This is a genomic window from Celeribacter baekdonensis (assembly GCF_900102315.1).
Classification (GTDB): Bacteria; Pseudomonadota; Alphaproteobacteria; order Rhodobacterales; family Rhodobacteraceae; genus Celeribacter; species Celeribacter baekdonensis.
On record NZ_FNBL01000012.1, the window covers coordinates 58972 to 81332 of the forward strand.

Below are 22361 nucleotides of genomic sequence, written 5' to 3' on the forward strand. Positions count from 1 at the left end.
CATGTCGTCACCGCTTGCGACATCCGCGCTCGCACATTCATTGATCGATTAGGATTTCAGCAGTTTGTTCAGACTTCTACGAAGAATGTATGAAAAATTGGCCCACACGTTTTGGTGACTTGCCGACATTTTGTTTCAGCAATACAGCTTCAAAAATGATGTACAGGATTCGGGCCTTTTTTGGGATACTCCAGATTGCCTCCATATTGGTGGCAGTGACCCTGATGCCGTCCAATGCATCAGCCATGGTTTCGTGCTCTGTTGAACAACTCGCCCAGGAGTCTTCAAACGAGCGCCACCATCATGAAACGGACATTCCGGCTGCAGATATCGACCATGGAGCAGACCACTGTGCGTCACATATCTGCGTGGTCGGAGACTTCGTAGGTGCCGAAAGTTGCACAAAGCAGTCCGCTAATGTTTCCCTCCGGTCCTGGGATATTGCGTCCCTAGTCCGTTCGGCCACACCCGAAGGTTTGCGGCGCCCTCCTCGCGCCTGATGCACCTGTAGCCGCAGTTTGACTGCGACCATCTGCATCTGACATTTCGAGGAAATCTAAGTGAAAATTCTGCTTGCGGCATCCTTGCCGCTGTTCGGGGCCGCCTGCTCGGCGCTTCCTGAACTTGAAACCGTGCCAGCGCTTACGGCGGCGGTTACATCGCCTGTGGTCGCGTCTGCGCAACCCGGGCCTGTTGTTGCTTACGCGGGCTACTCGGTCGGAGAACCGGCCGAATGGCGGACGCTGAATGATGAACAACGGGAGGGTGGCGAATGAAACTGCCTCTTCTCATGGGGTCCATGTTGCTGGTGTCCGCCTGCGCCAGTCCTGCCGTTCTTGAGCGCGCAAAACCAGATCGCGCGGGCTTTGGCAGTGTCGAGACGGGTGCACGCCAGGCTCTAGGGGCCACACCGATCTGGAACCTGTCTGCCGCGGACCTTGAGGAAACGCGCAAGAGGGTTCACGCCATGGTGCATGGTAAGACCGTCAGCGCCGACACCGCAGTGCAGGTTGCCCTGATAAACAGTCCCGCACTTCAAGCCAGCTTCGCTGAGCTAGGTCTGTCCTCAACTGACTTATGGGAAGTGGCTATGGGGCCGGTGCCCTCGATCGGTGTGTCAATCTCCGGGTTGGCTGGCGATGTCACTCGCACACTTGAGGCAACATTAATCAACTCCCTGCTCGACGTGGCAACATCCGCACCGCGGACCCAACTTGCGGAGATTCGCTTCAGACAATCCGAACTTGCTGCGCTCGCCGACACGATAGACTTGGCCGTTGAAACCCGCCGGGCCTGGATTGAGGCGGTTGGCGCTTTCGAAGCCGCTGCACTGATCGCTCAAACTCAGGGCACTGCCGAGGCAGCGTCCGAACTTGCTGTGCAACTGGGCCGTACCGGCGCGATGAGCAAGGCCGATCAAGCAAGAGAGCATGCCTTTACTGCTGAGCTTGCCGCCGAACGTGCAGCCGCCCAATTGGAGGCGCAATTGGCCAAAGAAAAACTGCTTCGGCTGATGGGGCTTTGGGGTAGCGACACCACTGTATTCGTGCCGGACTCGCTGCCCGCCTTGCCTGGTGGCCCGCGCGTTGCAGGAAATATCGAACAGCTGGCACTGGCAAACCGCGTAGACCTGGCATCTGGAAAGCTGGAACTCGAGGCGCTCGCGCTGGACTACCGTCTGACCGGGCAAACCCGTATGGTCTCGGACGTCCAGTTGGTGGCTGGTTTCGACCTGGAACGTGCAGCCGGAGAAACCGAGGCCAATCCAGCGCTTGCTCTAGATTTCGAGATCCCGCTCTACGACACCGGTCCGCTGGTGTCGAAGCGTGGCCGCATGGCCTATCTGCAGGCAGCGAACAGGCTGGCCCAGCAGGCCGTCGATGCGCGTTCGGACGCACGCATGGCCTATAGGGCCATCACCGGTCGCCATAGCATCGCGCGGCATTGGCGCGACTCTGTTTTGCCTCTGCGACGCCAGATCGATGACGAAGCGCTGCTGTCCTACAACGGCATGCTGACCTCGACCTTTGAATTGATCGCTGATGCCCAGGAGGGGCTCGCTTCGCGCCTCTCTGCCGCAGAAGCGAAACGTGACTACTGGCTTGCCGAAACAGACGCGACCGCGGCGATTTGGGGCGGGGCAATTACTCTGACCGGAGGTAGCGAAGAATGATGAACCGTCGTCAATTACTGGGCGCGGGATTGACCGCGAGCGCTGGAGCTGTGCTGGCGAACGCCGGGGCCGCGCAAACACGCTTTCGCGATCTGCCCGAGGCCGCCTTTACCGACAGCCCCTATACACAAGTTCCCCCAAGGCCTTCGGATCGGTTCGACTACAACCCCGTTGTAACACTGAACGGATGGTCTTTGCCGTATCGCATGAACGGAGATGTAAAGGAGTTCCACCTCGTTGCAGAGCCTGTTGAAAGGATTATGGCGGACGGGATGATTGCGCGGCTCTGGGGCTACAATGGCCAATCCACCGGACCCACAATCGAAGCGGTCGAAGGCGAGCGGGTGCGTATTTACGTAACCAACCGTCTTCCGGAACATACCAGCGTGCATTGGCACGGACTGATCCTGCCATCGGGAATGGATGGAGTTGGTGGTTTGTCGCATCCCGGCATCCCGCCGGGTAAGACCTTCGTCTACGAGTTCGACCTCATCAAGTCCGGCACCTTCATGTACCACCCGCATGCGGACGAGATGGTACAGATGGCCATGGGCATGATGGGGCTCTTCATCGTGCATCCGCGCGACACGGCGTTCATGCCGGTGGACCGGGATTTCGCGTTCCTCCTTGCGGCCTATGACATCGACCCGGGGACCTACATCCCGCGCGTGGCCGAGATGACCAATTTCAACATGTGGACCTGGAACAGCCGGATCTTCCCGGACATCGATCCTCTGGTGGTCAACAAGGGGGACCGCGTCCGTGTGCGTTGTGGCAACCTGACGATGACCAACCACCCAATTCACATGCATGGCTATGACTTTCAGGTCACCTGTACTGACGGAGGCTGGGTGCCGGAAAGTGCCCGTTGGCCCGAGGTCTCGATCGACATTCCTGTAGGCGCCATGCGCGCCTACGAGTTCGACGCGATTCACGAAGGTGACTGGGCGATCCACTGCCACAAGTCGCACCACACCATGAATGCTATGGGCCACGACATCCCTACATTTATTGGCGCCGACAAGTCCCGCCTGACCCAAATGATCCGCCGCCAGCAGCCTGGCTACATGCCGATGGGCACGGCGGGTATGGCGGATATGGGCGAGATGTCGATGGAGATCCCCGAGAACACCGTGCCGATGATGACCGGATGGGGGCCGCATGGCCCATTGGAAATGGGTGGCATGTTTAGCGTGGTGAAGGTTCGCGAGGGCATCGACCGCGACGATTACAGCGATCCTGGCTGGTACGACAACCCGCCCGGAACACAGGCCTACGAATGGACGGGCGAGCTGCCCGAACATGCATACAACACCAGTCCGAAAACCGTGATCACGCCGCGCGGCGGCGTGCGGCAGGGCTGATGCCAGAGCACAGGAGAAACACGCTCATGAAAACTGCACTTTTGACATTGGGGCTGGCCCTGATTCCCGCCCTCGCAATTGCGGACGCCGGGCACGGCAACGGTCAAATGGCCATCGGCATGCCTGCGATGCATGGCCATGAACCCACGCGAACCATCGATGTGATAATGCGTGAGGACTACGACAAGGACGCACCGTTCGTCTTCGAACCCTCCTCGGAAATGACTTTTTCTGAGGGTGAAACCGTGCGCCTGCGCATCACGAACATGGGTGAGGAAACCCACGAGTTCGTGATGGATTCGATGGCACAAAACGCTGAACACAAAGAGCTGATGGCCAAGTTCCCTGAGATGGAACATGACGACCCTAACGCTGTGCGCCTTGAACCAGGTGAAGAGGCGGAGATCCTTTGGACTTTCAACAAGGCCGGCAACTTCGAATTCGCCTGCCTGCTGCCCGGCCACTATGAAGGCGGCATGCACGGCGCCCTTACTGTCAACTGATCTCAAATCAAAGGAAACCAATCATGACCAAATTTTTGACGCTCGCCGCTGCCCTTCTGATGACCGCTGGAACTGCAATTGCTGCTAGCGATAGTGCCATGTCCTCGGGCACGGTGACCAAGATCGATGCCAAGTGGAACAAGATTACTGTCGACCATGGCCCGCTGGAAAACCTCGACATGCCAGCAATGAAAATGGTCTTCGTTCTCGCCGATCCCGCGATGCTGGAAGGGCTGAGTGAAGGCGCACAGATCAACTTCGTTGCCGACCGTGTGAATGGCAAGCTGACTATTACAGAGCTGGTGCAGTAACTACAGGTCGCGCGCCCTGTCTCGCAGGGCGCGCGATTTCATTCGTCGTCGGAGATCATGAGAAAGTTGCGTCGTCTACGACAGAAAGATCCGCAAGAATTGGACAATCCGGTCGGTGATCGCCAGCACACTGGTGCACGAGAGACGAAAGAGTTTCTTTCATCGACATGAGTTTAGAGATCTTTTCATCAATCTGGCGCAGGTGCTCCTCTGCGACGGCCTTTACCTGCGCACTTTCTCGATTGTCATCGTTATAGAGCGCCAAAAGCGTACGGCAGTCTTCGATTGTAAATCCCAAGGCTCGCGCTCGTCCGATGAATGCCAGCTTATGAAAATCGATCTCTCTGAAGCTTCGATACCCGTTTGCAGCGCGCAAAGGTGTTACTAGACCGATATCCTCATAGTAGCGAATGGTCTTGGCCGGCACTCCTGACCGCTCGGCAACATCACCAATGTTCATTTCTGCCTCCTCTCACTCGGCCGGGACGGGGGCGAAGTCCTCCACCCGCCCAGACTCTTGGCGCTCGTCCATCGCCGGTCTTACGCGCCGCAGCCGCAAGGCGTTCGTCAAGACAAAGACCGAGCTAAGTGCCATCGCACCGGCAGCGACGACCGGTGACAGCAGCACGGCGAAACTCGGATAAAGCGCTCCGGCGGCCAAGGGTATCAAAGCCACATTGTAACCAAAGGCCCAACCAAGGTTCTGTTTGATGTTTCGCATGGTGTGTCGCGAGATCTCGAAAGCGTTCACAACGCCGCGAAGATCACCGGACATCAATACGACATCTGCGCTTTCGATCGCCACATCCGTGCCAGTGCCGATGGCGATGCCAACATCCGCGTGGGCGAGCGCGGGTGCATCGTTGATGCCATCGCCAACAAAGGCCAATGTGCCCTGCTGGCGCAGATTTTCCAGTGCCGCCACCTTGCCGTCGGGCAAGACCCCCGCGATCACGTGGTCGATACCAGTCTCTTCGGCAATTGCTTCTGCCGTTTCGCGTTTGTCGCCGGTAATCATTGCCACCTTCAAACCCAGACTGTGCAGTGCGGCAATCGCGGCTCGGCTCGAGGGTTTGACCGGATCGGCGACGCCAATCGCAGCCACCGCCTTGCCATTGATTGCGGCGAAGAGTGCGGTGCGACCTTGCCGTGCGAGCATAGTTTCAGCCTCTGCGAGTTCACCAAGATCGATCCCTTCGCGCTGCATCATTCGGTCAGCTCCGACAACAACCTCGGCCCCGTCAACGATGGCGCGCACGCCATACCCTGTAATCGAAGTAAACGCGCTCGGTTCCGACAGTCTGATGTTTTCCGCCTGCGCGCCGCGCACGATAGCTTCGGCGATCGGGTGTTCTGATCTGGCTTCGACCGATGCGACTGCCGCAAGAACGGTGCAGCGCTCGGCTCCTTCCGCCAGCACAAGGTCGGTCAGCGCGGGACGTCCGGCGGTGACGGTGCCGGTCTTGTCCAGAGCGACAACCTTGACGTCCCCCAATGCTTGCAGAGCATCCCCCTTGCGGAACAACACGCCCATTTCAGCAGCGCGACCGGTCCCGACCATGATCGACGTCGGCGTCGCCAGTCCCATCGCGCAGGGACAAGCAATGATGAGAACTGAGACACCCGCGACCAGCGCATAGGTGAGGGCGGGATCAGGGCCGAATATTAGCCAGACAAGGATCGTCAAGGCGGCGAGGGTCATCACAGCGGGGACGAACCAAAGCGTGATCCGATCCACCAACCCTTGAATGGGGAGCTTGGCGCCCTGCGCATCTTCGACCATGCGGATGATTTGGGACAACGTGGTATCCGCACCAACACGCGTTGCTTTATAGGTCAGACTGCCCGCGCCATTGACCGTACCGCCCGTGACAGGATCACCAGCCGACTTGCCGACCGGCACGGGTTCCCCGGTGATCATGCTTTCATCGACATGGCTTTCGCCGTCCACAACCTCACCGTCCACGGCGAGTCGTTCTCCGGGGCGCACAACAATCAGATCTCCGGTGCGCAAGGCATCGATCTCGACCTCGACCGCATCGCCGTCACGCAAAATACGCGCCGTACGAGCCTGTAGGCCGAGCAGCTTCTCGATTGCAGCCCCTGTTCGCCCTTTCGCTCGCGCTTCGAGCCAGCGCCCGATCAGGATCAGGACCACGATGACCGCGGCGGCCTCGAAGTAGACAGCGCGGACGGCCTCGGGCATCAGCGACGGGAAGAACGTTGCGACAACTGAATAAAGATAAGCTGCGCCTGTGCCGACGGCGACCAGACTGTTCATGTCTGGAGCACCTTTCAGCAAGGCCGGAAACCCTTTCAGATAGAACTGTCGGCCGGGCCCAATGAGCACAGCCGTTGTGAGGATGAACTGGATCAACCAGCTGGCCTGCTGTCCTATGGTATTGTTGATCGCCATATGCACGGCCGGGATCAGGTGCCCGCCCATTTCCATCAGGAAAACCGGCAAAGCGAGTGCTGCGGCCAGTGCCACCCGGCGTGCCAACCCGCGCGCTTCCTCTTCTTTTCGCGAAGTGCGATCCTGTGTTGCCGTGGCCTCGGCCACGCTGGCTGGATATCCGGCTTGCTCGGATGCACGGATGAGGGCCACAGGGTCGGTCATGCCCTCAAGATATGTGATGCGCGCATTTTCCGCCGCAAGATTAACGTTGACCTCCAACACGCCGGGAACCGAGGCAAGTGCCTTATCGACGCGCCCGACACAAGAAGCACATGACATGGACGCGATGTTCAGCGTCACGGATGCCGTTCGCGCTGGATACCCGAGATCTTTCAGGGCTTGGACCGCATCTTGCAGGTGGGACGAACCATCCACGCTGAAACGCGCAGTCTCGTTCGCGAGGTTCACCGAGACATCGGATATTCCCCTCAACGCGGCTAGGCCCCGATCCACGCGCCCTACGCATGAGGCGCAAGACATTCCTTCAATCGAGAGTGTCACTTTGGATTGATCTGTCATTTCAGTCTCCTGGAATCCCATTTGACACCCCAAATAGGAGTTCCAGTGACTGGAAGGTCAATACCCAATTTGAACTTTCCTGGCTTCGCTTTAAAAATCTACGGAGACCCTTGACCTTCCCCCCACTGGAAGCCCCATCTGCACTGAACAAGCTGTCACAGAGGAGACATCGACATGAAATTCAACGTTCCCGACATGAGTTGTGGTCATTGCACCAGTACGATCGAAAAGGCGATCAAGGCAGCTGACGCAAATGCGAGCGTATCTTGCGACATTCCGGCCCGCACGGTTTCTGTTGAAGGTGCACTGTCAACAGAACGGCTGACGGCCCTGCTTCGTGAAGCTGGGTACGAAAATACCGTGACTGCCTAATCTATGGGTCATCGCACCCGTCGTGACGGGTGCGATGACCTAGCGATTTCTAGCGACGGATTTGCCTGGTTTTCTGAGGTTCCGCAGATCATGAGCGCGAAGGCAACAGGATGAGAGCACTGCCTAGGAGGCAAAGAAGAATGCCTGCAATGTCCCAGCGGTCCGGTCGGCTCCCCTCCACTAGCCACATCCAGATCATGGACGCCGCTATGTAGACGCCCCCGTAAGCTGCATATGCCCGACCGGCCATTTCGCTTTCTGCGCGCGTCAAAAGCCATGCGAAGAGTGCCAAACTTACCAGACCTGGCCCGACCAAAAGCGGCGAACGATCGAGCCGCAACCATGCCCAGAAAGCAAAACATCCAGCGATCTCGGCAAAGGCAGCAATAAGATACCAAAGGTAAGTCATCTTCTCGCCGCCTCTTTCAGTGGTAGGCCGTGCCTAGGTCTTTTGGTCTGTAGGGGCTCCGACTCATTCGCCTGCATCATTGCTCATCGGGCGTGATGTCAGAACCCACCGCAGAGTGCTAGTTTGCCGACGCCCGCACGTTGTCGACCAGTTCCGTGAGCTTATCGCTTTCCACGAAGCCTGGAACCAGATTGTCGCCGATCACAAATGAAGGCGTGCCACTGAAGCCGAGCGACTGCGTCAACCGCATCGAGGTCGCGATATGCTCTTCAATTTCGGGGCGCTCCATGTCAGTTTGAAGGCGTTCGATGTCGAGACCGACCTCTTGTGCTATCCTGAGAACGCTTGCTTCTTCCGCCCGGCCGTTCATACCCATTAGGGCCCAGTGGAATGCCTCATACTTGCCTTGCAGCCGCGATGCGAGTGCAGCTTTGGTTGCAAACACGGATCCGTCCCCGAGAATTGGCCATTCGCGATAGACCAGACGCACATTGGGGTCAGCCTCCAGCAGTGCCAGAACTTCCGGCATAGCGCGGCGACAATATGGGCAGTTGTAATCGAAAAATTCGATAACGGTCACATCCCCATCGGGATTGCCGAGAACCGGTGCATTCGGGTCTTGCTCGAGCAATTGTCGCTGATCGCGCAAGACGGTTGCCTGCGCTTGTGCCTGGGCTTCGGCGTCCTGACGTTGAAGTATTTCGACTGCTTCCATGATGATTTGCGGATTCTCGCGGATAGCCTCATATACAAGTTCCTTGACCCGCGCTTCGTCCAGGTCTGCGGCCTGCACTGCCATTGGAAGTAAGGCAAATGACGATACGAGCATCAAATTTCTGAAAATCATGTCCATTATCCCTCTTGTTCTGCTGCTGTGCGTGCGGCCTGAGCATTGCGCTCTCGCTCTGGCCAGGTCGACTTAATGAAGCCGAGAATGTTCCAAATTTCCTGATCTGTGAGTTTGCCGGCGAAGCCCGGCATGCCACTGTCGAAATCTGAGCCCTGTTGTCGCATCAGTTCCGCCCCCCCGAGCTTGGTGTAGGAGAACAAAATCTGGTCACTATGGTGCCAGGTATGACCGTTGCGATCATGCGGCGGCGCGGGCAGGCGGCCATCTGAACCAGGGCTTCGCCAGTCTGGTTGCCCTTCGAGATTGGCGCCATGGCAGGACGCACAGTTTTCAGAATAGAGAGCTTGCCCCAGTTCGATATTGACGTCGTCAAACGGGGAAGAACCCTGGGAGGCATTGCCGCTGAACCACCAGGTTGCACCTAGCCCAATCAGGCCAATGGATGAAATTACCGCCAGGTAAGCTGATCTCATGCGACCTCCAGCCACGTCATCATGCCGGATGCCGCGTGCGAGAGCATGTGACAGTGAAACAGCCACTTTCCCGGATTGTCGGCAACGAAGGCGATCTCGCGAGTCTCGCCACCGAACATCAGCAAGGTATCCCGCAGGGGACCAACTTCACCGCCCTCCAGCACCTCCCGGAAATGCATCCCGTGCAAATGCATGGCGTGGGGGAAGGATGTATCGTTGTAGATCTCCACTCGCGCTGTTTCACCGCGTGACAGGCTAGCCAGTGGCTTCTCGGTCATGCCCACGGTACCATTGAAAGCCCAGAACTGGTTCGCGTCGACCAGTTGGCGGAACGTTTTTCGCTCACCCTCAAGTATGGCTGCGTCAAGGTTGCCCATTGCCCCGCCTTCCATGTTGAGCCTGATGCGTCTCGCCTGCTCCAGTCCCGGCACATCCATATTAGGGTTCGGTGGCAGAACTTGGGGGACATCCCGCACAGCGGAGGCCAAAGTGCCGGTCACGCGAAACTCGGTTTGGGCAAATCCCTGGCCGTCTTCAAGCCGCACCAGATGAGCACTTTCCCCTTCATCCGCAATGACGTCGACAAACAAATCCGCTCGTTGGCCCGGCCCAAGGATGATCGGTTCGCTGATCTCACTCGGCGTCACCAGTGGCATTCCGTCGAACGCCATCACCCACCCCTTTAGACCTGACAGGCCCAAAACAAAGATCCTGGCATTTGCCGCGTTGATCAACCGAAGCCGCATCCGCTCACCCTGGCTCACGTTGAGCGTAGAATTGAAGCTTCCGTTGGTGGCGACAAAGTTGCCACGTCGGCCTGCATGGCTACGATCATGAACGGCTTCAAAATCTGGGTCGAGTTGTGCGGTCTCCGGGTTGAGGAGCCAATCGTCAAGAATAAGGACTTCATCGCGATCAACATCCGGGGCTATCGGTTCTTCGACGATCAACGCTCCGTAGAGCCCACGAGCGACCTGTTCGACGGAGCGATTATGCGCGTGAAACCAAAAAGTTCCTGCATCTGGAACGGCAAAATCGTAGTCGAAGGTTTCGCCTGTGGGGATGGCATCTTGGGTGAGCCCGGCCACGCCGTCCATCGCATTTGATATCCGCACGCCATGCCAGTGCAGGGACGTCGCCTGCGGCAACTTGTTGACGAGCCGACGTTGAAGACGCGCGCCCTGCCGAACACGGATCACGGGGCCAGGAAACTTTCCGTCATAGCCCCAAATCTCCGTCTTGGGGTAGTCCGGAGGGGCGAGTTGTACGGCGCCACTTTGCGCTGTCATCACCTGAAATTCAGGGGTGGCTGCAGATCCGGCCTTGGGGAAGAAGCTCAACGCACTCATTGCCAACCCCGATTGAATGAATGCTCTTCTGGTGTGTGTCATTTCGTTCTCGTTTGTTGTGCGAGCCAGTTTTGGCTCACACATTGTCTCTATTGCAGTCACATGTCTTTATTAGCAGCGGCGCCCTCGCCCTGAGCGACCCGGTCGGCTCGAGGTTCGTCACCATCAAGCAAGTACACGGCCATCGCTTCCAGATCATCGGGGGACAAAAAGCGCGTATTGCCCTGCACGACCTCCACCATGCTGCCGCCGAAAGCGTCGCCTGACGGCGTCACGCCAGTACGCAACGCATAGGCGAGGTTGGAAACGGTCCAGCCGCGTTCCGCCAGTGAGTTCGGCGTGATCGAAGGCGCCTTGCTCCCCCCTGGCAATGCCTCATTTCCAGCAAAAACCGCGTCAAGCAGGCGCCCGCCTCCGATATTGCGTGGCGTGTGGCAAGCACCGCAATGTGCTGCACCTCGAACCAGCTCGCGACCGCGGTTCCATTGTGCGTTTTTCTCGTCAATGGGTTCCGTGGGTGGATCGTAGAGATAGGCCGCCCGCCATAGCTTCAGGCCCCATCTCTGATCGAAAGGAAACTTGACATCATGCTCAAGCGCTGCCTCGGCGACCGGTGGCACGGTCTGGAAAGCTGCCCAAAGGTCGGCAATGTCCTGATCCGTGAAATCCGCATAGAACGGATAGGAAAAAGCGGGATAATACGGCTCTCCGCTAGGACTGATGCCCTGGCGAACCGCCTTGGCGAACTGCTCAACCGTCCACCCCCCGATGCCGCTCTCTTTGTCTGTCGTCAGATTGGGCGGAAAAAACGTGCCAAAATCTGTCGCCAGCCCCGCGCCGCCTGCGAGTGCGGCGCCGCCAGCCTCTGAATTGGTGTGGCATGAAATGCACCCGGATACGCGAGCCAAATAGGCGCCGCGCTGGACATCACCCGTTTGCGTGATCGACGCGGGCACCTTGCCAATCGGCCAGATCACAAGGCCGCCGACCACAAGGGCGCCAAGCGCCCCTGCAGCAAAGACCAGTTTTTTCATCCGGCCCATCTTTACTTCGCCTCGTAGCGGAATTTCGCGTGACATGCCGAACATGTCTGGGTCACCATGTTGAATGCCCCATCTGCGGGCATCGAGGCATAGTCCATCATCGGGCTTCCTGACGAAGTTCCCATCATGGACGAAGCTCCCATCATGCCACCGGGGGATTGCGTGCCCATCATAGAGCCTGCATCCATTCCCGCCGCTGACGCCATAAGCCCGTTGTCGGCGGCTTTGGCAAGACCTTCGCTAACCACCTTGAGCTGCTCTGCGAGCGCACTGAATTCTTCCCAATCCGACCAGATCTCGGGCTTTGCTTCCGACGGTTTCCCAGCAGACCCTTCGGGAAACAATTCGGTCATGCCTTCGCTATGTTCGACAAAGACGCGTGCTCCCGCACGAACAGCTTCAGCATCATAGGTGATTTCACCACGCATCATCGGAGCCAGTTCTTTGACCGATTGCCCCATGGCCATCATGCCGTCCATGCGTTCCTTGACGACGCCTTCCGCGCCACCATGTGCAAATGCAGCTGCGGCCATTGTCGTTCCTGCCAAGAGGCCGATCATCAGTTTGCTTTTCATCGTTCCGTATCCTGTATTTCCATGCTTGATAGATTTAATTTGATGAGGCGTGGTTGCCCCTAGGTCAGGATAGGTGTTTGGGAGGCGGGGTGTCCCTTAGGACATTCCGGTTAGAAAAGCTCTGATCTGGATGTTCGCGAGGCAATTGCGACAAGTTGGTCGAAGCTCTCGGAGCTGATAAAATGACAATTACCATATTTTTCGAGCAGTCCGGCCCCGGATCGCAATGCCCGGGGAGAAGATTATCTGCATCTTCCTCATGAGAGGTCTGATGTTTTTGCGCACTTCGTTCGGAAACTTTGGCAGCGACCGTTTCATGGCCAATTGCATCGAGAGATCCCGCCGGGAGAACGACAAATAACGCAATCGAGACCAGCAGGAGAATCTGGATCGCGCTACGGAAGATGTTCAGCCTGACGACCAAAGTCAGTTGATCCCGTTCGCGCGCTGCAGTTCGCGCACGTATCCAGCAATCATCTTCACATCACCTTGGGTGAGGCCTTCAACGGGAGGCATATTGCCAAAATTCCAATGATGAGATTGGACGCCGTTTTGCGCCGCATTCAGGAACGCGGCATCGGAATGGTGGTTCGGCTCGTAGATTTTGTGAACAAGCGGAGGAGCGACCCCATTCTGGCCTGCGGCATTTTCACCATGACAGCTGGCGCATTTTGCCTCGAACGCGCGTTGCCCCATTTGGGCTTGCGGCGAAAACTCAGCGGGAATTATTACATTGGCAATGGGCGCGCCCTGAGGAATGCCGCTCGTGTCCGGCGGAACCATTGAGTGTCCTTGAGCGGTCTGCGCCGGGGCCGGCTGCAACGCTTGCCAACCGACCGCTCCAAGGCCGAGCACGAAGAACCCGCTAACGAACCATCCCCAGAAATTCATAGTGTTTTACTCTCCTGCATGTGATCCGTTCAGATCAACTTAACCTGCGTCCCGACCGGCGTGCGATCGAAGACCTCTTCTATATGTTCGTTGTAAAGGCCGATGCAGCCGTTTGATGATCGACGCCCGATTTTCCGCGTGTCTTGGGTTCCGTGGATCCGGTAGTATTGCCACGACAGATAGAGCGCACGCGTTCCCAGAGGATTGGAGGGATCTCCTCCAGGCACATAGGCTGGCCATTCCGGATTGCGTTCCCGCATTGAAGGGGTCGGCGCCCAACTTGGATTTTCCCGTTTCTCGACAACTTCTGTATACCCGCGCTTCGTCAATTCATCAGTCAAGGGAACAGAGGTCGGGTAAATCCGCATCTCTTCATCCTCTGTCCAGTGTTGGAGCACCTTTGTGACAGTATCCGAAATGATGATGCCCTTCCCGAGACGGTCAAAGTGATCACGCCAATTGTGGAGAACGAACGACGAGATATTGCGTCTTACCACACCAGCCTCTTCCGCCCGAAGAGTGTGGGGGGTCATCAAGAATGCGCCTGAAATTGCAATCAGGCTCCGCCTGTTCAAACTCGGTCTCTCTGCCATTTGTTCGTCCTTGGTTACTCAATTGGACGAGACAGGCATTGCTCAGATGGGGCTGAATCTCAACCGCAACAGGCCGCAAGATTTGTATCGAAGTGTATCCTTGACCTTCCAGCGGGAGATCAAGCTAAACAGGATGCGTTGACCAAAATCAGAGGTGGATTCCATGCAAGAGGATAGCGAGTCAGGTGGCAATCGCCACGGAAAGTTGATGCACTGGGGCATGATGGCTTGCTGTGCTGTCATGCTTCTACCCATCGCAGCTTTCCTGATTGGCGGAGGCACCGTCGCAGGCCTTTGGGCAAACGCTACCGTCTTTGCGCCTCTGGTGCTCTGCGTTGGCGCCCATTTTGTGATGCACAAGATGATGGGGCGTTCATGCCATGGAAGCAAAGAGCACAAGCAGACCGCCCCCCAGCCAGTGCCGATTGAAGATATGACCGACAGCGCCGTCCGGCGGTAAGTCGAAATGAGAACAAGAGCGCGGCTGGCGACTGTCTTCTTGGGAGCGATTTTCGTGAGCGCTTGTTCCGGCGGACCAGTCCTGTGCCCGACAAACCCGCCGCCAACTTTGTCGACAAAGTCACCAGAGCTGGAGCTGCCCAATGGATGTCGTCTGGCAGGGCCTATCTCCAACGGTGTGGGCCAGTTGGATTGTGTAAACGGCCGATCAGGCTTTGTTGCCACTCAAGTTCAAAGCCTGGAGATAGTGCGATGACCATCTGGCGCTCGCCAATCCGTCTTGCTTTCTGCGGTACCCTCGCTGCCGCAATGTTCTGGCTCTTGATCCCCTTTGCTGCAACGGCCGAGGTATCAGTCGCCCACAAGGTCACTGCGGTGGAAGCGCGGCTGATCTCCGCCGAGGATGCCGTTTCCGCCGAAGCTCAAACGCTCTCCGCCGGTCTGGATCTGAACCTTGCTGACGGATGGAAAACCTATTGGCGTTCGCCTGGCGAGGTTGGCATTCCGCCACAGATCGACTGGAGCGGGTCGACGAATGTCGCGGGCGTTGATTTCCTATGGCCTGCGCCCGAGCGGTTCACTGCCTTTGGCATCGAAAACTTCGGCTATCATGATGAGGTTGTCTTTCCACTTCAGATCACCCTGAAGGATCCTGGGGAACCTGTCGAACTCAGAGCAAACGTCAAGCTCTTGACCTGCTCAGCAGTTTGTGTCCCCCAGGATTTTGACTTGGCACTTTCGTTGCCTCAGGGGAACTCAATCGATCAAGTCTCGGCTAATCGTATCGGGGCATTTCTCGCACGCGTTCCGGCGGAAGGAGGAGCGGCAGGCGTGACCGCCGCCACATCCCATATAAACGATGATTTCACCCGCCTAACGATAGAAATAGCTGCCACGACTGCCTTCAAAACCCCGGACGTCTTTCCTGAAATTGGTGATGGCAACACGTTGGGGAAGCCCGACATTCGCCTTGGGGCAAGCGGGCGAACGCTTTGGGCTGAATTCCCAATTCTTGCCTACATGGCAGATACAGACGCGCCGCCACGGGTAACCGTGACGGACGGGCCGGATCACGCCCTCACCGTCACGCCAGATCGGGCAACAACCGCCCCAACTCCCCCTTTCAGTATTGATCGGGTGGTCCCCGGCATTGATCAAGTGATCTGGATCGCCATCATCGCTTTTCTTGGGGGCTTGATCCTGAACGCCATGCCTTGCGTGCTTCCTGTTCTGTCGATCAAGTTATCTTCTGCCCTGAAATCCGAAGGACGCGGCAATGCCCAAGTCAGGGCAGGCTTCTTGGCCGCCGCCGCCGGAGTCATGGTCTTTATGTGGGCACTCGCGGCTGTTCTCTTCGCATTGCAAAAGATTGGCGTTGCCGTCGGTTGGGGGCTCCAGTTCCAGAGCCCAACGTTCCTGGTTCTGATGCTCCTGATCCTTGGTCTGTTCACCGCAAACCTGTTTGGACTGTTCGAATTCTCTTTGCCAGCCGCCCTGACAACGCGGTTGATGAAAGCAGGAGGTACGGCCGGTTATGGAGCGGATTTTGCCACCGGATTTTTCGGGGCGGTCATGGCTACTCCCTGCTCCGCGCCGTTTCTTGGAACAGCTATCGCATTCGCACTTGCGGGGCGGGTGATAGACATCGCTGTCGTTTTCACCTTTCTCGGGTTAGGTCTGGCCAGCCCATATCTGTTGGTGGCCATCGTGCCGAACGTTGTTCGGTTCGTGCCCAAGCCCGGCCGCTGGATGATCGCCTTGAAAGCCGGCCTTGGCATCCTCCTGATGGGTACCGCGGCATGGCTGTTCTATGTCCTGCTCGGCGTTGCTGGATCGCGCGCGGCCCTAACAGTTGCATCTCTCGGTGCGGTTATGCTCTTCATAGCGGCATCGCCCTGGGTGCCAAGATCTCTTCGCTGGCCCTTTGGGCTGGCGCTGGCGGCACTCGCGGTCGCGGCCGCGCCATTCTTGGCAACACCCGCCGCACCCGATGCCCAAGCAGGAAAAATTGCCTGGGTCACATTTGACCGCGGCGATATTGCCCGTCGGGTTTCACGCGGAGAGGTCGTTTTTGTCGATGTAACCGCCGATTGGTGTTTGACCTGCAAAGCCAACAAGGCGCTCGTTCTTGAACGCGACCCGGTTCTTTCGGCATTGAACAGCTCTGGTGTCACGCCGATGCTGGCCGACTGGACCCGCCCAGATGACGCGATCACCCGTTTTTTGGAGACCAACAACCGTTACGGCATTCCATTCAACGCGGTTTATGGGCCGTCTGCTCCCGAAGGAATTATCCTGTCTGAAATATTGTCGACTCAGGATGTTCTTGCTGCTCTGCACGCGGCGCGTCCGGGGGCCGCTCAAGCAACGCTCATCGAGGACGATGTGAAGGTTTCCAGATTTGGAAACACTTTGGAGCAAAGTGCCGACTGAGTAATTTCGCCTAAGCTGCGCATCAAGGACGCCGAGTCAGGCAGCATTTAACGCCCTGATTTAGATCAACCACACCATCTGGATAGCGTGTTATAATCACCTAGGAAGGACTCAAATCATGCGATCAAGGCCACATATCGATGTCAGAAGAGTGTCGCGTATTCGCGTCAGCTTCGTCCTGATATTGATCGGAGCCTTGTTTTTCGGTCTCATTGCCGATGGTTTGCATGCGCATGAGGGCGAGCCTGCCGGGTTAGAGACGCAGATTGTTCAGGTCACCGACGCAAATTCCTCCGTCCACGTTATTCTGGACGCGGATTGCGGAATTCATCCCGGTTGCGCCGCTGCTCTGATCCCTAACGGGCTTGTCAGCGCAGTAGTTTCGAACCGTAGCACGCGAATGGTAATGTCGTGGCGGCAATCGGCGTCTTTCGCCGATGACGAATTCATACACGTCCCCATTCTCTTCTGAGCATTCCAGTCAGCGAGGTAGCGAAGCGCCTCCCTTTCGGCTTTTACGCCAATCGTGACGCTTAGGTTTTTCGACAGGCTCGTAGTCTGGATGTCCGGATTCTGCCTGACCGCGCTCCTCACTTCATTCGCTCCTATTAACCGTGGATCCGCCGGTTTTCTGCCCTCGCCACGGCCACCGCATGATCTCGACCAGATAAAGGTTCCAAAAATGAACATGTCGCCCCGCATCGCCTATACGCTCGCCACTTTGTTCGTGTCAGCACCAGCTTTGGCCGCTCCGCCTACGGTCTTCATTCCAGAGGGCAGCGCCAATTCAGTCCTGATGGTTCAGGCGGAGACTGGAAAAGTCCTGCGTCGGATCAATGATGTCGAGGCGGTCCACGGTCTCGCAGGCGCACCCGGCGTGCCGTATCTGGTCGCCGGCAGCTATTCGGAGATCCCGCGCGAGGATGTCGCGGCGCTAGAAAAGCCCTCCACCGTGTCTGCAGACGATCACGCCGCGCACCACGCACCAAAGGCCGCGCCAATGGGGCCACCCGATGCCGGGATCAGTCTTCTCTCGATTCTGGACGCAAAAAGTGGCGATATCCTGCGTCGGATAGAGGTGCCGGGTGCCGTACATCATACGGCAGTTTCCCCTGATGGACGCTTTGCCGTTGCGACCCATCCGGCAGGTGACGGAATATCGGTGATTGACCTGGCGACTTTCGGCATGACGGCATTTGTCCCGACTGGATCGATGCCGAACTATGCAGCGTTCGGAACTGATCCCAATCTCGTCTACGTCTCCAACACCGGTAACGGAACGATCAGCGAAGTAGACCTGTCGCGGGGTATCGTTCGTCGCAACTTCATTGCAGGTGACACCCCGGAACATACGGCGGTTTCGCCCGAAACTGATCGACTCTTTGTGGCAGACGCGGACGCAGGTCAGGTTCTGGAACTGTCTTTGAGTACCGGTGAAAAGCTGCGGACCTTCGAAATTGGCGGCGAGATTCATGGACTGGGGCTGTCAAATGATGGGGCAACTTTGTTCGTCGCGGGTAGGGGAGAGGACAAACTCGCCTCAGTTGCACTCGCTACCGGGGAAGTGCGCACAGCCACGCTTGCACCAGAACCCTACCACCTGACGGTAATTCCAGGCTCCGACATCCTTTATGTCTCAAGCCGTGCAGAGCCCGTGGTTTGGCTCATCGATACCAGCTCACTGCAAACGCGTGAAACAGTTTCTGTCGAAGGAGAAGGACATCAGATGGTGGCGCTTCCCTGAAGGGCTGCCGATGGGAATGAAAGGCACAGGATCATGGCACAGGACACTCGCCCAACACTTCGTTTTCTGGGAGCCGCCGGAACAGTAACCGGATCGCGCTATCTGATTGAAACCGGGGATCGCCGCATTCTAGTTGATTGTGGCTTGTTTCAAGGCTTCAAATCGCTGCGGGACCGCAACCGCAAGGCGTTTCCGGTACGCCCCTCCACCATTGACACCGTACTTCTGACGCACGCGCATCTCGATCACTCAGGCTATCTGCCTGCGCTGATCCGCGGCGGGTATCGAGGGAAGGTGATGTGTACCGAAGCGACGGAGGAACTCTGCGGCCTGATCCTGCCGGACAGCGGCCATATCCAGGAAGAGGAGGCACGTTTTGCCAAAAGGCACCGATACTCCAAGCACAAGAACCCCAAGCCGCTCTACACGTTGAAAGATGCTCAGGCGGCGCTTGAGCATTTGCACAGAGTTCCCTTCAACAGCACAATCGATGTTGGTGACGGAATATCCGCAGAGTTCATCCCGGCGGGCCATTTGCTCGGTGCGGCGCAGATCCGTATCAGACTGCCGGGAAGGACAATCCACTTCAGTGGCGACCTCGGCCGACAGAACGACGCACTGATGCGACCACCACAACCGTTCTCAGGTGCGGACGTGTTGGTTTGTGAATCCACCTATGGCAATCGCCATCACGCAGCCATCGACGCGGAGGAAGAGCTTCTGCCAATCCTGAAACGTGTTTTCGGGCGGGGCGGTACGGTTCTCATCCCCTCATTCGCGGTTGGGCGCGCGCAGGGGCTTATGTATCACATTGCACGCCTGCAAAACCGCGGCGAGATCCCATATGTGCCGGTTTATCTCAACTCGCCAATGGCGATCGACGCGACCGAAATCTACCACGGCCATCACGAAGAACATCACGTTGCCTGGGAGGATTGCCTTGCGATGTTCCAGATCGCCAAGCGGGTCACTTCGGTCGAGGAGTCGAAGAAGCTGAACACGCAGCATGGCCCGATGATCATCATTTCGGCGAGCGGCATGTTGACCGGCGGGCGGATCCTGCATCACCTCGCCAGCTTCGGCGGCGACCCGCGCAACGCAATCCTGCTGTCGGGCTTTCAGGCTGGCGGTACCCGCGGGGCGGCACTGGCCGCTGGCGCGGACAGTCTGCGCATGTTCGGTCGAGATTTCCCGATCAGGGCAGAGGTGATCCAGCTCGAAGCCTTTTCCGGACATGCCGATGCCGAAGAGTTGCTGGCCTGGATGCGCGCGTCGGATCGCGCGCCGCGCATGACCTATGTGACTCACGGCGAACCTTCTGCCTCGGACCGGCTGCGCTGGCGGATCGAACATGAACTCGGCTGGCCTGCCCGCGCCCCCGAACACCTCGAAACGATCCGGCTGGACAATCCAAAATGACAGAAATCGACAATACGCTCGCCCTGTCCCGCGCGGGGATCGACACTTACCGGCAACCCGTTGTCTTCATGCGCGAAGACTGCCACGTCTGCCGCGCCGAAGGCTTCGCAGCCCTGACCCGGATCGAGGTCACGCTCGGCGACAGGTCGGTGATTGCCACGCTGAACGTGTTGACCAATGGCGACTGGCTGCCCGACGACACTGCCGCCTTGTCGGAAGAAGCCTGGGCCGCCCTGAAGCCCCAACCGGGGGACCGGGCAAGTTTTACGCACCCGGAGCCACCGGACTCCGTCTCAGCGATCCGCGCCAAGGTCTATGGAGAAACCCTTGAGCAGCAAAGGTTCGACGCAATCATTCGTGACGTCCTCGATCATCGTCTCTCCGATCTCGATCTGGCAGCCTTCATCACCGCCTGCGCGGGCGACCGGCTTTCGATTGCGGAAACCATCGCACTGACCCGATCCATGCAGGCGGCGGGCGAAACGCTGGATTGGGGCGGCGCCGAGATCTACGACAAGCATTGCGTCGGGGGGCTTCCAGGAAACCGCACCACGCCGATCATCGTTTCGATCATCGCGGCGGCGGGGCTGATGATCCCCAAGACCTCTTCTCGCGCGATCACTTCCCCCGCAGGCACGGCCGACACGATGGAGGTCATGGCTCCCGTCTCGCTCGACATCCCCGCGTTGAGACGCGTCGTCGAGGCTGAGGGCGGGTGCATCGTTTGGGGGGGCAACCTCGCTCTCAGCCCTGCGGACGATGTTCTGATCCGGATTGAACGGCCACTCGATTTCGACAGCGACGGACAGCTGGTGGCGAGCGTCTTGTCGAAGAAGGCTGCGGTCGGTGCGAAGCGCGTGCTGATCGATGTGCCCGTCGGACCAACGGCCAAGGTCCGCTCGGCGGAAACCGCCGCTGCGCTGGCAGAGCGGCTCCGCGCCGTTGGCAAGGCCATCGGCCTGACGCTCTCGATCCATCAAAGCGACGGGACTGCACCTGTCGGACGCGGAATTGGACCCGCACTTGAAGCCCAAGATGTCCTTGCCGTGCTACGCCGCAACGAGAACTTCCCTGTCGACCTGCGCGACCGTGCACTCGACATCGCTGGAGCGCTGCTGGACCTTGTCCCCGAGACGGGCGGCGCGGGCGGGCGAAAGGTGGCCGCACAGCTGCTCGACAGCGGCGCTGCCGAGGCGAAGTTCATTGCGATTTGCGATGCACAAGGCGGTTTCACTGAGCCCGGTGAGGCGCGTTATCATGCGGTGATCACCTCCCGCACGGCGGGGCGCCTCATTGCGATTGACAATCGCCGCATCGCGCGCACAGCGAAACTCGCCGGCGCACCGCGGCAGCAGCTCGCAGGGCTGCGCCTTCTGGTCCAGATCGGTGACCATATCGAATTTGGCAAGCCGCTGTTCGAGATCCACGCCGAAACGCTGGGAGAACTGGAATACGCCCGCTCCTATGCCGAGGCGCAATTGGGACTTTGCACAATTGAGGAGGCAAACTGATGACCATTATCGCCCCCTTTCCCGGCATGGAGCCATTGGCGCGCAGAATGGCGGCGACATCCGGTGCCGAAATCCAGCCGGTGGACTTGCACCATTTTCCCGATGGTGAAACCCTCGTGAAGCTCGGCGGCGATCCTGCAGGACGCGAAATCGCCTTCCTCGCCACGTTGCGCGATCCTGATCGGCTGGCGTTGCCTCTGCGTTTCGCAGCTCTGACGGCGCGCGAACTTGGGGCCGCGCGTGTGGGGCTGGTCGCGCCCTATCTTGGCTACATGCGCCAGGACAAGCGGTTTCATCCACGCGAAGCTGTGAGCGCCCCGATCTTCGCGGGATTTCTTGATGAATGTTTCGACTGGGTGATGACCGCTGACCCCCATCTGCATCGCAACCCGAGCCTTTCAGCGCTGTTCCGCATTCCCGCATATCGTGTCGCCACAGCCCCTCTGCTGGCCGACTGGATTGCGGCGAACGTTCCAGAGGCCGTGCTCCTTGGGCCTGACAGCGAAAGCCAGCAATGGGTGGCTGAAGTCGCCAGGCTCGCCGGACGCCCCTACGAAGTGCTGACAAAACATCGCTCCGGGGATCGGCAGGTCGAGATCAGCCTGCCGGGCAGCGCCGTTTTCCGACAGGGGACACCCGTGATCCTCGATGATATCGCCTCGTCCGGACACACGCTGATCCGAACGCTCGAACAACTCGAGCAGGCCGGTGCCCGACCTGCGACTTGCGTAATTATCCACGCGGTTTTCGCACACGGCGCAGAGGAAGCAATCCGCCATGCCGGTGCCGCGCGGATCGTCAGTACCGATACGATTCCACACTCAACGAACGCAGTCTGCGTCGGCGAGCTGTTAGCGACAGAAATGAAAGTTGCTCAATGCGCCACTTGACCTTCCAGTTACTGGAAGAATT

General features: G+C 58.3%; 22 protein-coding genes. 12 read left to right on the forward strand and 10 right to left on the reverse strand.

The window, feature by feature from the left end; all coding sequences use genetic code 11:
- Window positions 1-560: 560 nt before the first annotated feature.
- The 5 genes from BLT54_RS16865 to BLT54_RS22875 are packed head-to-tail and all read left to right on the forward strand — an operon-like array spanning window position 561 to window position 4351.
- Entirely contained in the window at window positions 561-776 is a 216-nt protein-coding gene (locus BLT54_RS16865; RefSeq protein WP_066707477.1) for a hypothetical protein, read from the forward strand.
- Window positions 773-2173, forward strand: a complete 1401-nt coding sequence (locus BLT54_RS16870) for a TolC family protein (RefSeq protein ID WP_043872337.1) — start codon at window positions 773-775, stop codon at window positions 2171-2173. Before BLT54_RS16865 ends, BLT54_RS16870 begins: the two co-directional genes overlap by 4 nt.
- Window positions 2170-3537, forward strand: coding sequence for a multicopper oxidase family protein (locus tag BLT54_RS16875; RefSeq protein ID WP_074646437.1), 1368 nt, complete (start codon window positions 2170-2172; stop codon window positions 3535-3537). The genes BLT54_RS16870 and BLT54_RS16875 overlap by 4 nt, the downstream gene beginning before the upstream one ends.
- 26 nt (window positions 3538-3563) lie before the next feature.
- Window positions 3564-4040, forward strand: a complete 477-nt coding sequence (locus tag BLT54_RS22870) for a cupredoxin domain-containing protein (RefSeq protein ID WP_009574143.1) — start codon at window positions 3564-3566, stop codon at window positions 4038-4040.
- Window positions 4041-4063: 23 nt separating this feature from the next.
- Entirely contained in the window at window positions 4064-4351 is a 288-nt protein-coding gene (locus BLT54_RS22875) for a copper-binding protein (RefSeq protein WP_009574142.1), read from the forward strand.
- A gap of 55 nt (window positions 4352-4406) precedes the next feature.
- Here BLT54_RS22875 and cueR read toward each other — a convergent pair whose 3' ends face one another.
- Window positions 4407-4811, reverse strand: a complete 405-nt coding sequence (gene cueR / locus BLT54_RS16890) for a Cu(I)-responsive transcriptional regulator (RefSeq protein WP_038068304.1) — start codon at window positions 4809-4811, stop codon at window positions 4407-4409.
- A gap of 12 nt (window positions 4812-4823) precedes the next feature.
- Window positions 4824-7328 carry a heavy metal translocating P-type ATPase gene (locus BLT54_RS16895; RefSeq protein ID WP_038068303.1) on the reverse strand — a complete coding sequence of 835 codons (2505 nt, stop codon included), beginning with the start codon at window positions 7326-7328 and terminating at the stop codon, window positions 4824-4826.
- Window positions 7329-7502: 174 nt separating this feature from the next.
- On the opposite strand from BLT54_RS16895, the gene BLT54_RS16900 reads away from it, so the two are divergent.
- Window positions 7503-7700: a heavy-metal-associated domain-containing protein gene (locus BLT54_RS16900; protein WP_009573644.1), complete on the forward strand. Its 198-nt coding sequence runs from the start codon at window positions 7503-7505 to the stop codon at window positions 7698-7700.
- Window positions 7701-7788: 88 nt separating this feature from the next.
- Here BLT54_RS16900 and BLT54_RS16905 read toward each other — a convergent pair whose 3' ends face one another.
- The 8 genes from BLT54_RS16905 to BLT54_RS16940 form a co-directional block, all read right to left on the reverse strand.
- The gene (locus tag BLT54_RS16905) at window positions 7789-8109 is read right to left on the reverse strand and encodes a YnfA family protein (protein ID WP_009573643.1); all 321 of its coding nucleotides are present in this window, start codon (window positions 8107-8109) and stop codon (window positions 7789-7791) included.
- Between the two features lie 118 nt (window positions 8110-8227).
- On the reverse strand, window positions 8228-8956 hold the full coding sequence (locus BLT54_RS16910; RefSeq protein ID WP_028095397.1) for a DsbA family protein: 729 nt from the start codon (window positions 8954-8956) through the stop codon (window positions 8228-8230).
- Between the two features lie 5 nt (window positions 8957-8961).
- Window positions 8962-9432 carry a c-type cytochrome gene (locus BLT54_RS16915; protein WP_009573641.1) on the reverse strand — a complete coding sequence of 157 codons (471 nt, stop codon included), beginning with the start codon at window positions 9430-9432 and terminating at the stop codon, window positions 8962-8964.
- On the reverse strand, window positions 9429-10823 hold the full coding sequence (locus BLT54_RS16920; protein ID WP_028095398.1) for a multicopper oxidase family protein: 1395 nt from the start codon (window positions 10821-10823) through the stop codon (window positions 9429-9431). Before BLT54_RS16920 ends, BLT54_RS16915 begins: the two co-directional genes overlap by 4 nt.
- Window positions 10824-10879: 56 nt before the next feature.
- The gene (locus BLT54_RS16925) at window positions 10880-11815 is read right to left on the reverse strand and encodes a c-type cytochrome (RefSeq protein WP_096807334.1); all 936 of its coding nucleotides are present in this window, start codon (window positions 11813-11815) and stop codon (window positions 10880-10882) included.
- A gap of 11 nt (window positions 11816-11826) precedes the next feature.
- A complete protein-coding gene (locus tag BLT54_RS16930; protein WP_066707483.1) occupies window positions 11827-12399 on the reverse strand; it encodes a c-type cytochrome in 573 nt (190 codons plus the stop codon).
- 426 nt (window positions 12400-12825) lie between these two features.
- Window positions 12826-13290 carry a c-type cytochrome gene (locus BLT54_RS16935; RefSeq protein WP_066707486.1) on the reverse strand — a complete coding sequence of 155 codons (465 nt, stop codon included), beginning with the start codon at window positions 13288-13290 and terminating at the stop codon, window positions 12826-12828.
- Window positions 13291-13319: 29 nt separating this feature from the next.
- Window positions 13320-13883, reverse strand: a complete 564-nt coding sequence (locus BLT54_RS16940) for a L,D-transpeptidase (protein ID WP_066707488.1) — start codon at window positions 13881-13883, stop codon at window positions 13320-13322.
- A 163-nt stretch (window positions 13884-14046) separates the two neighbouring features.
- Between BLT54_RS16940 and BLT54_RS16945 the strand changes: the two genes are divergently transcribed.
- The 6 genes from BLT54_RS16945 to BLT54_RS16975 all read left to right on the forward strand — a co-directional run bounded on the left by BLT54_RS16945 (window position 14047) and on the right by BLT54_RS16975 (window position 22339).
- Window positions 14047-14343 (forward strand): DUF2933 domain-containing protein, encoded by a 297-nt coding sequence (locus BLT54_RS16945; RefSeq protein ID WP_066707491.1) that lies wholly within the window; start codon window positions 14047-14049, stop codon window positions 14341-14343.
- 251 nt (window positions 14344-14594) lie between these two features.
- Window positions 14595-16775: a protein-disulfide reductase DsbD family protein gene (locus BLT54_RS16950; protein WP_009573630.1), complete on the forward strand. Its 2181-nt coding sequence runs from the start codon at window positions 14595-14597 to the stop codon at window positions 16773-16775.
- A 682-nt stretch (window positions 16776-17457) separates the two neighbouring features.
- Window positions 17458-18519 carry a YncE family protein gene (locus BLT54_RS16960; RefSeq protein ID WP_066707494.1) on the forward strand — a complete coding sequence of 354 codons (1062 nt, stop codon included), beginning with the start codon at window positions 17458-17460 and terminating at the stop codon, window positions 18517-18519.
- 33 nt (window positions 18520-18552) lie between these two features.
- Complete coding sequence (locus tag BLT54_RS16965) at window positions 18553-19938, forward strand: MBL fold metallo-hydrolase RNA specificity domain-containing protein (protein WP_066707496.1); 1386 nt, start codon at window positions 18553-18555, stop codon at window positions 19936-19938.
- Window positions 19935-21449: a thymidine phosphorylase family protein gene (locus BLT54_RS16970; protein WP_009573626.1), complete on the forward strand. Its 1515-nt coding sequence runs from the start codon at window positions 19935-19937 to the stop codon at window positions 21447-21449. Before BLT54_RS16965 ends, BLT54_RS16970 begins: the two co-directional genes overlap by 4 nt.
- Window positions 21449-22339: a ribose-phosphate diphosphokinase gene (locus BLT54_RS16975; protein WP_009573625.1), complete on the forward strand. Its 891-nt coding sequence runs from the start codon at window positions 21449-21451 to the stop codon at window positions 22337-22339. Before BLT54_RS16970 ends, BLT54_RS16975 begins: the two co-directional genes overlap by 1 nt.
- Window positions 22340-22361 lie beyond the last annotated feature (22 nt).

Bases quoted from the DNA above. Each gene is read 5' to 3' on its own strand.
- BLT54_RS16945 (WP_066707491.1), top strand. From the start codon at position 14,047: ATGCAAGAGGATAGCGAGTCAGGTGGCAATCGCCACGGAAAGTTGATG.
- cueR (WP_038068304.1), bottom strand. From the start codon at position 4,811: ATGAACATTGGTGATGTTGCCGAGCGGTCAGGAGTGCCGGCCAAGACC.
- BLT54_RS16870 (WP_043872337.1), top strand. From the start codon at position 773: ATGAAACTGCCTCTTCTCATGGGGTCCATGTTGCTGGTGTCCGCCTGC.
- BLT54_RS16975 (WP_009573625.1), top strand. From the start codon at position 21,449: ATGACCATTATCGCCCCCTTTCCCGGCATGGAGCCATTGGCGCGCAGA.
- BLT54_RS16920 (WP_028095398.1), bottom strand. From the start codon at position 10,823: ATGACACACACCAGAAGAGCATTCATTCAATCGGGGTTGGCAATGAGT.
- BLT54_RS16925 (WP_096807334.1), bottom strand. From the start codon at position 11,815: ATGAAAAAACTGGTCTTTGCTGCAGGGGCGCTTGGCGCCCTTGTGGTC.
- BLT54_RS16950 (WP_009573630.1), top strand. From the start codon at position 14,595: ATGACCATCTGGCGCTCGCCAATCCGTCTTGCTTTCTGCGGTACCCTC.
- BLT54_RS16915 (WP_009573641.1), bottom strand. From the start codon at position 9,432: ATGAGATCAGCTTACCTGGCGGTAATTTCATCCATTGGCCTGATTGGG.
- BLT54_RS16935 (WP_066707486.1), bottom strand. From the start codon at position 13,290: ATGAATTTCTGGGGATGGTTCGTTAGCGGGTTCTTCGTGCTCGGCCTT.
- BLT54_RS16970 (WP_009573626.1), top strand. From the start codon at position 19,935: ATGACAGAAATCGACAATACGCTCGCCCTGTCCCGCGCGGGGATCGAC.
- BLT54_RS16940 (WP_066707488.1), bottom strand. From the start codon at position 13,883: ATGGCAGAGAGACCGAGTTTGAACAGGCGGAGCCTGATTGCAATTTCA.
- BLT54_RS16960 (WP_066707494.1), top strand. From the start codon at position 17,458: ATGAACATGTCGCCCCGCATCGCCTATACGCTCGCCACTTTGTTCGTG.
- BLT54_RS16895 (WP_038068303.1), bottom strand. From the start codon at position 7,328: ATGACAGATCAATCCAAAGTGACACTCTCGATTGAAGGAATGTCTTGC.
- BLT54_RS22875 (WP_009574142.1), top strand. From the start codon at position 4,064: ATGACCAAATTTTTGACGCTCGCCGCTGCCCTTCTGATGACCGCTGGA.
- BLT54_RS16965 (WP_066707496.1), top strand. From the start codon at position 18,553: ATGGCACAGGACACTCGCCCAACACTTCGTTTTCTGGGAGCCGCCGGA.
- BLT54_RS22870 (WP_009574143.1), top strand. From the start codon at position 3,564: ATGAAAACTGCACTTTTGACATTGGGGCTGGCCCTGATTCCCGCCCTC.
- BLT54_RS16905 (WP_009573643.1), bottom strand. From the start codon at position 8,109: ATGACTTACCTTTGGTATCTTATTGCTGCCTTTGCCGAGATCGCTGGA.
- BLT54_RS16910 (WP_028095397.1), bottom strand. From the start codon at position 8,956: ATGATTTTCAGAAATTTGATGCTCGTATCGTCATTTGCCTTACTTCCA.
- BLT54_RS16930 (WP_066707483.1), bottom strand. From the start codon at position 12,399: ATGAAAAGCAAACTGATGATCGGCCTCTTGGCAGGAACGACAATGGCC.
- BLT54_RS16875 (WP_074646437.1), top strand. From the start codon at position 2,170: ATGATGAACCGTCGTCAATTACTGGGCGCGGGATTGACCGCGAGCGCT.
- BLT54_RS16900 (WP_009573644.1), top strand. From the start codon at position 7,503: ATGAAATTCAACGTTCCCGACATGAGTTGTGGTCATTGCACCAGTACG.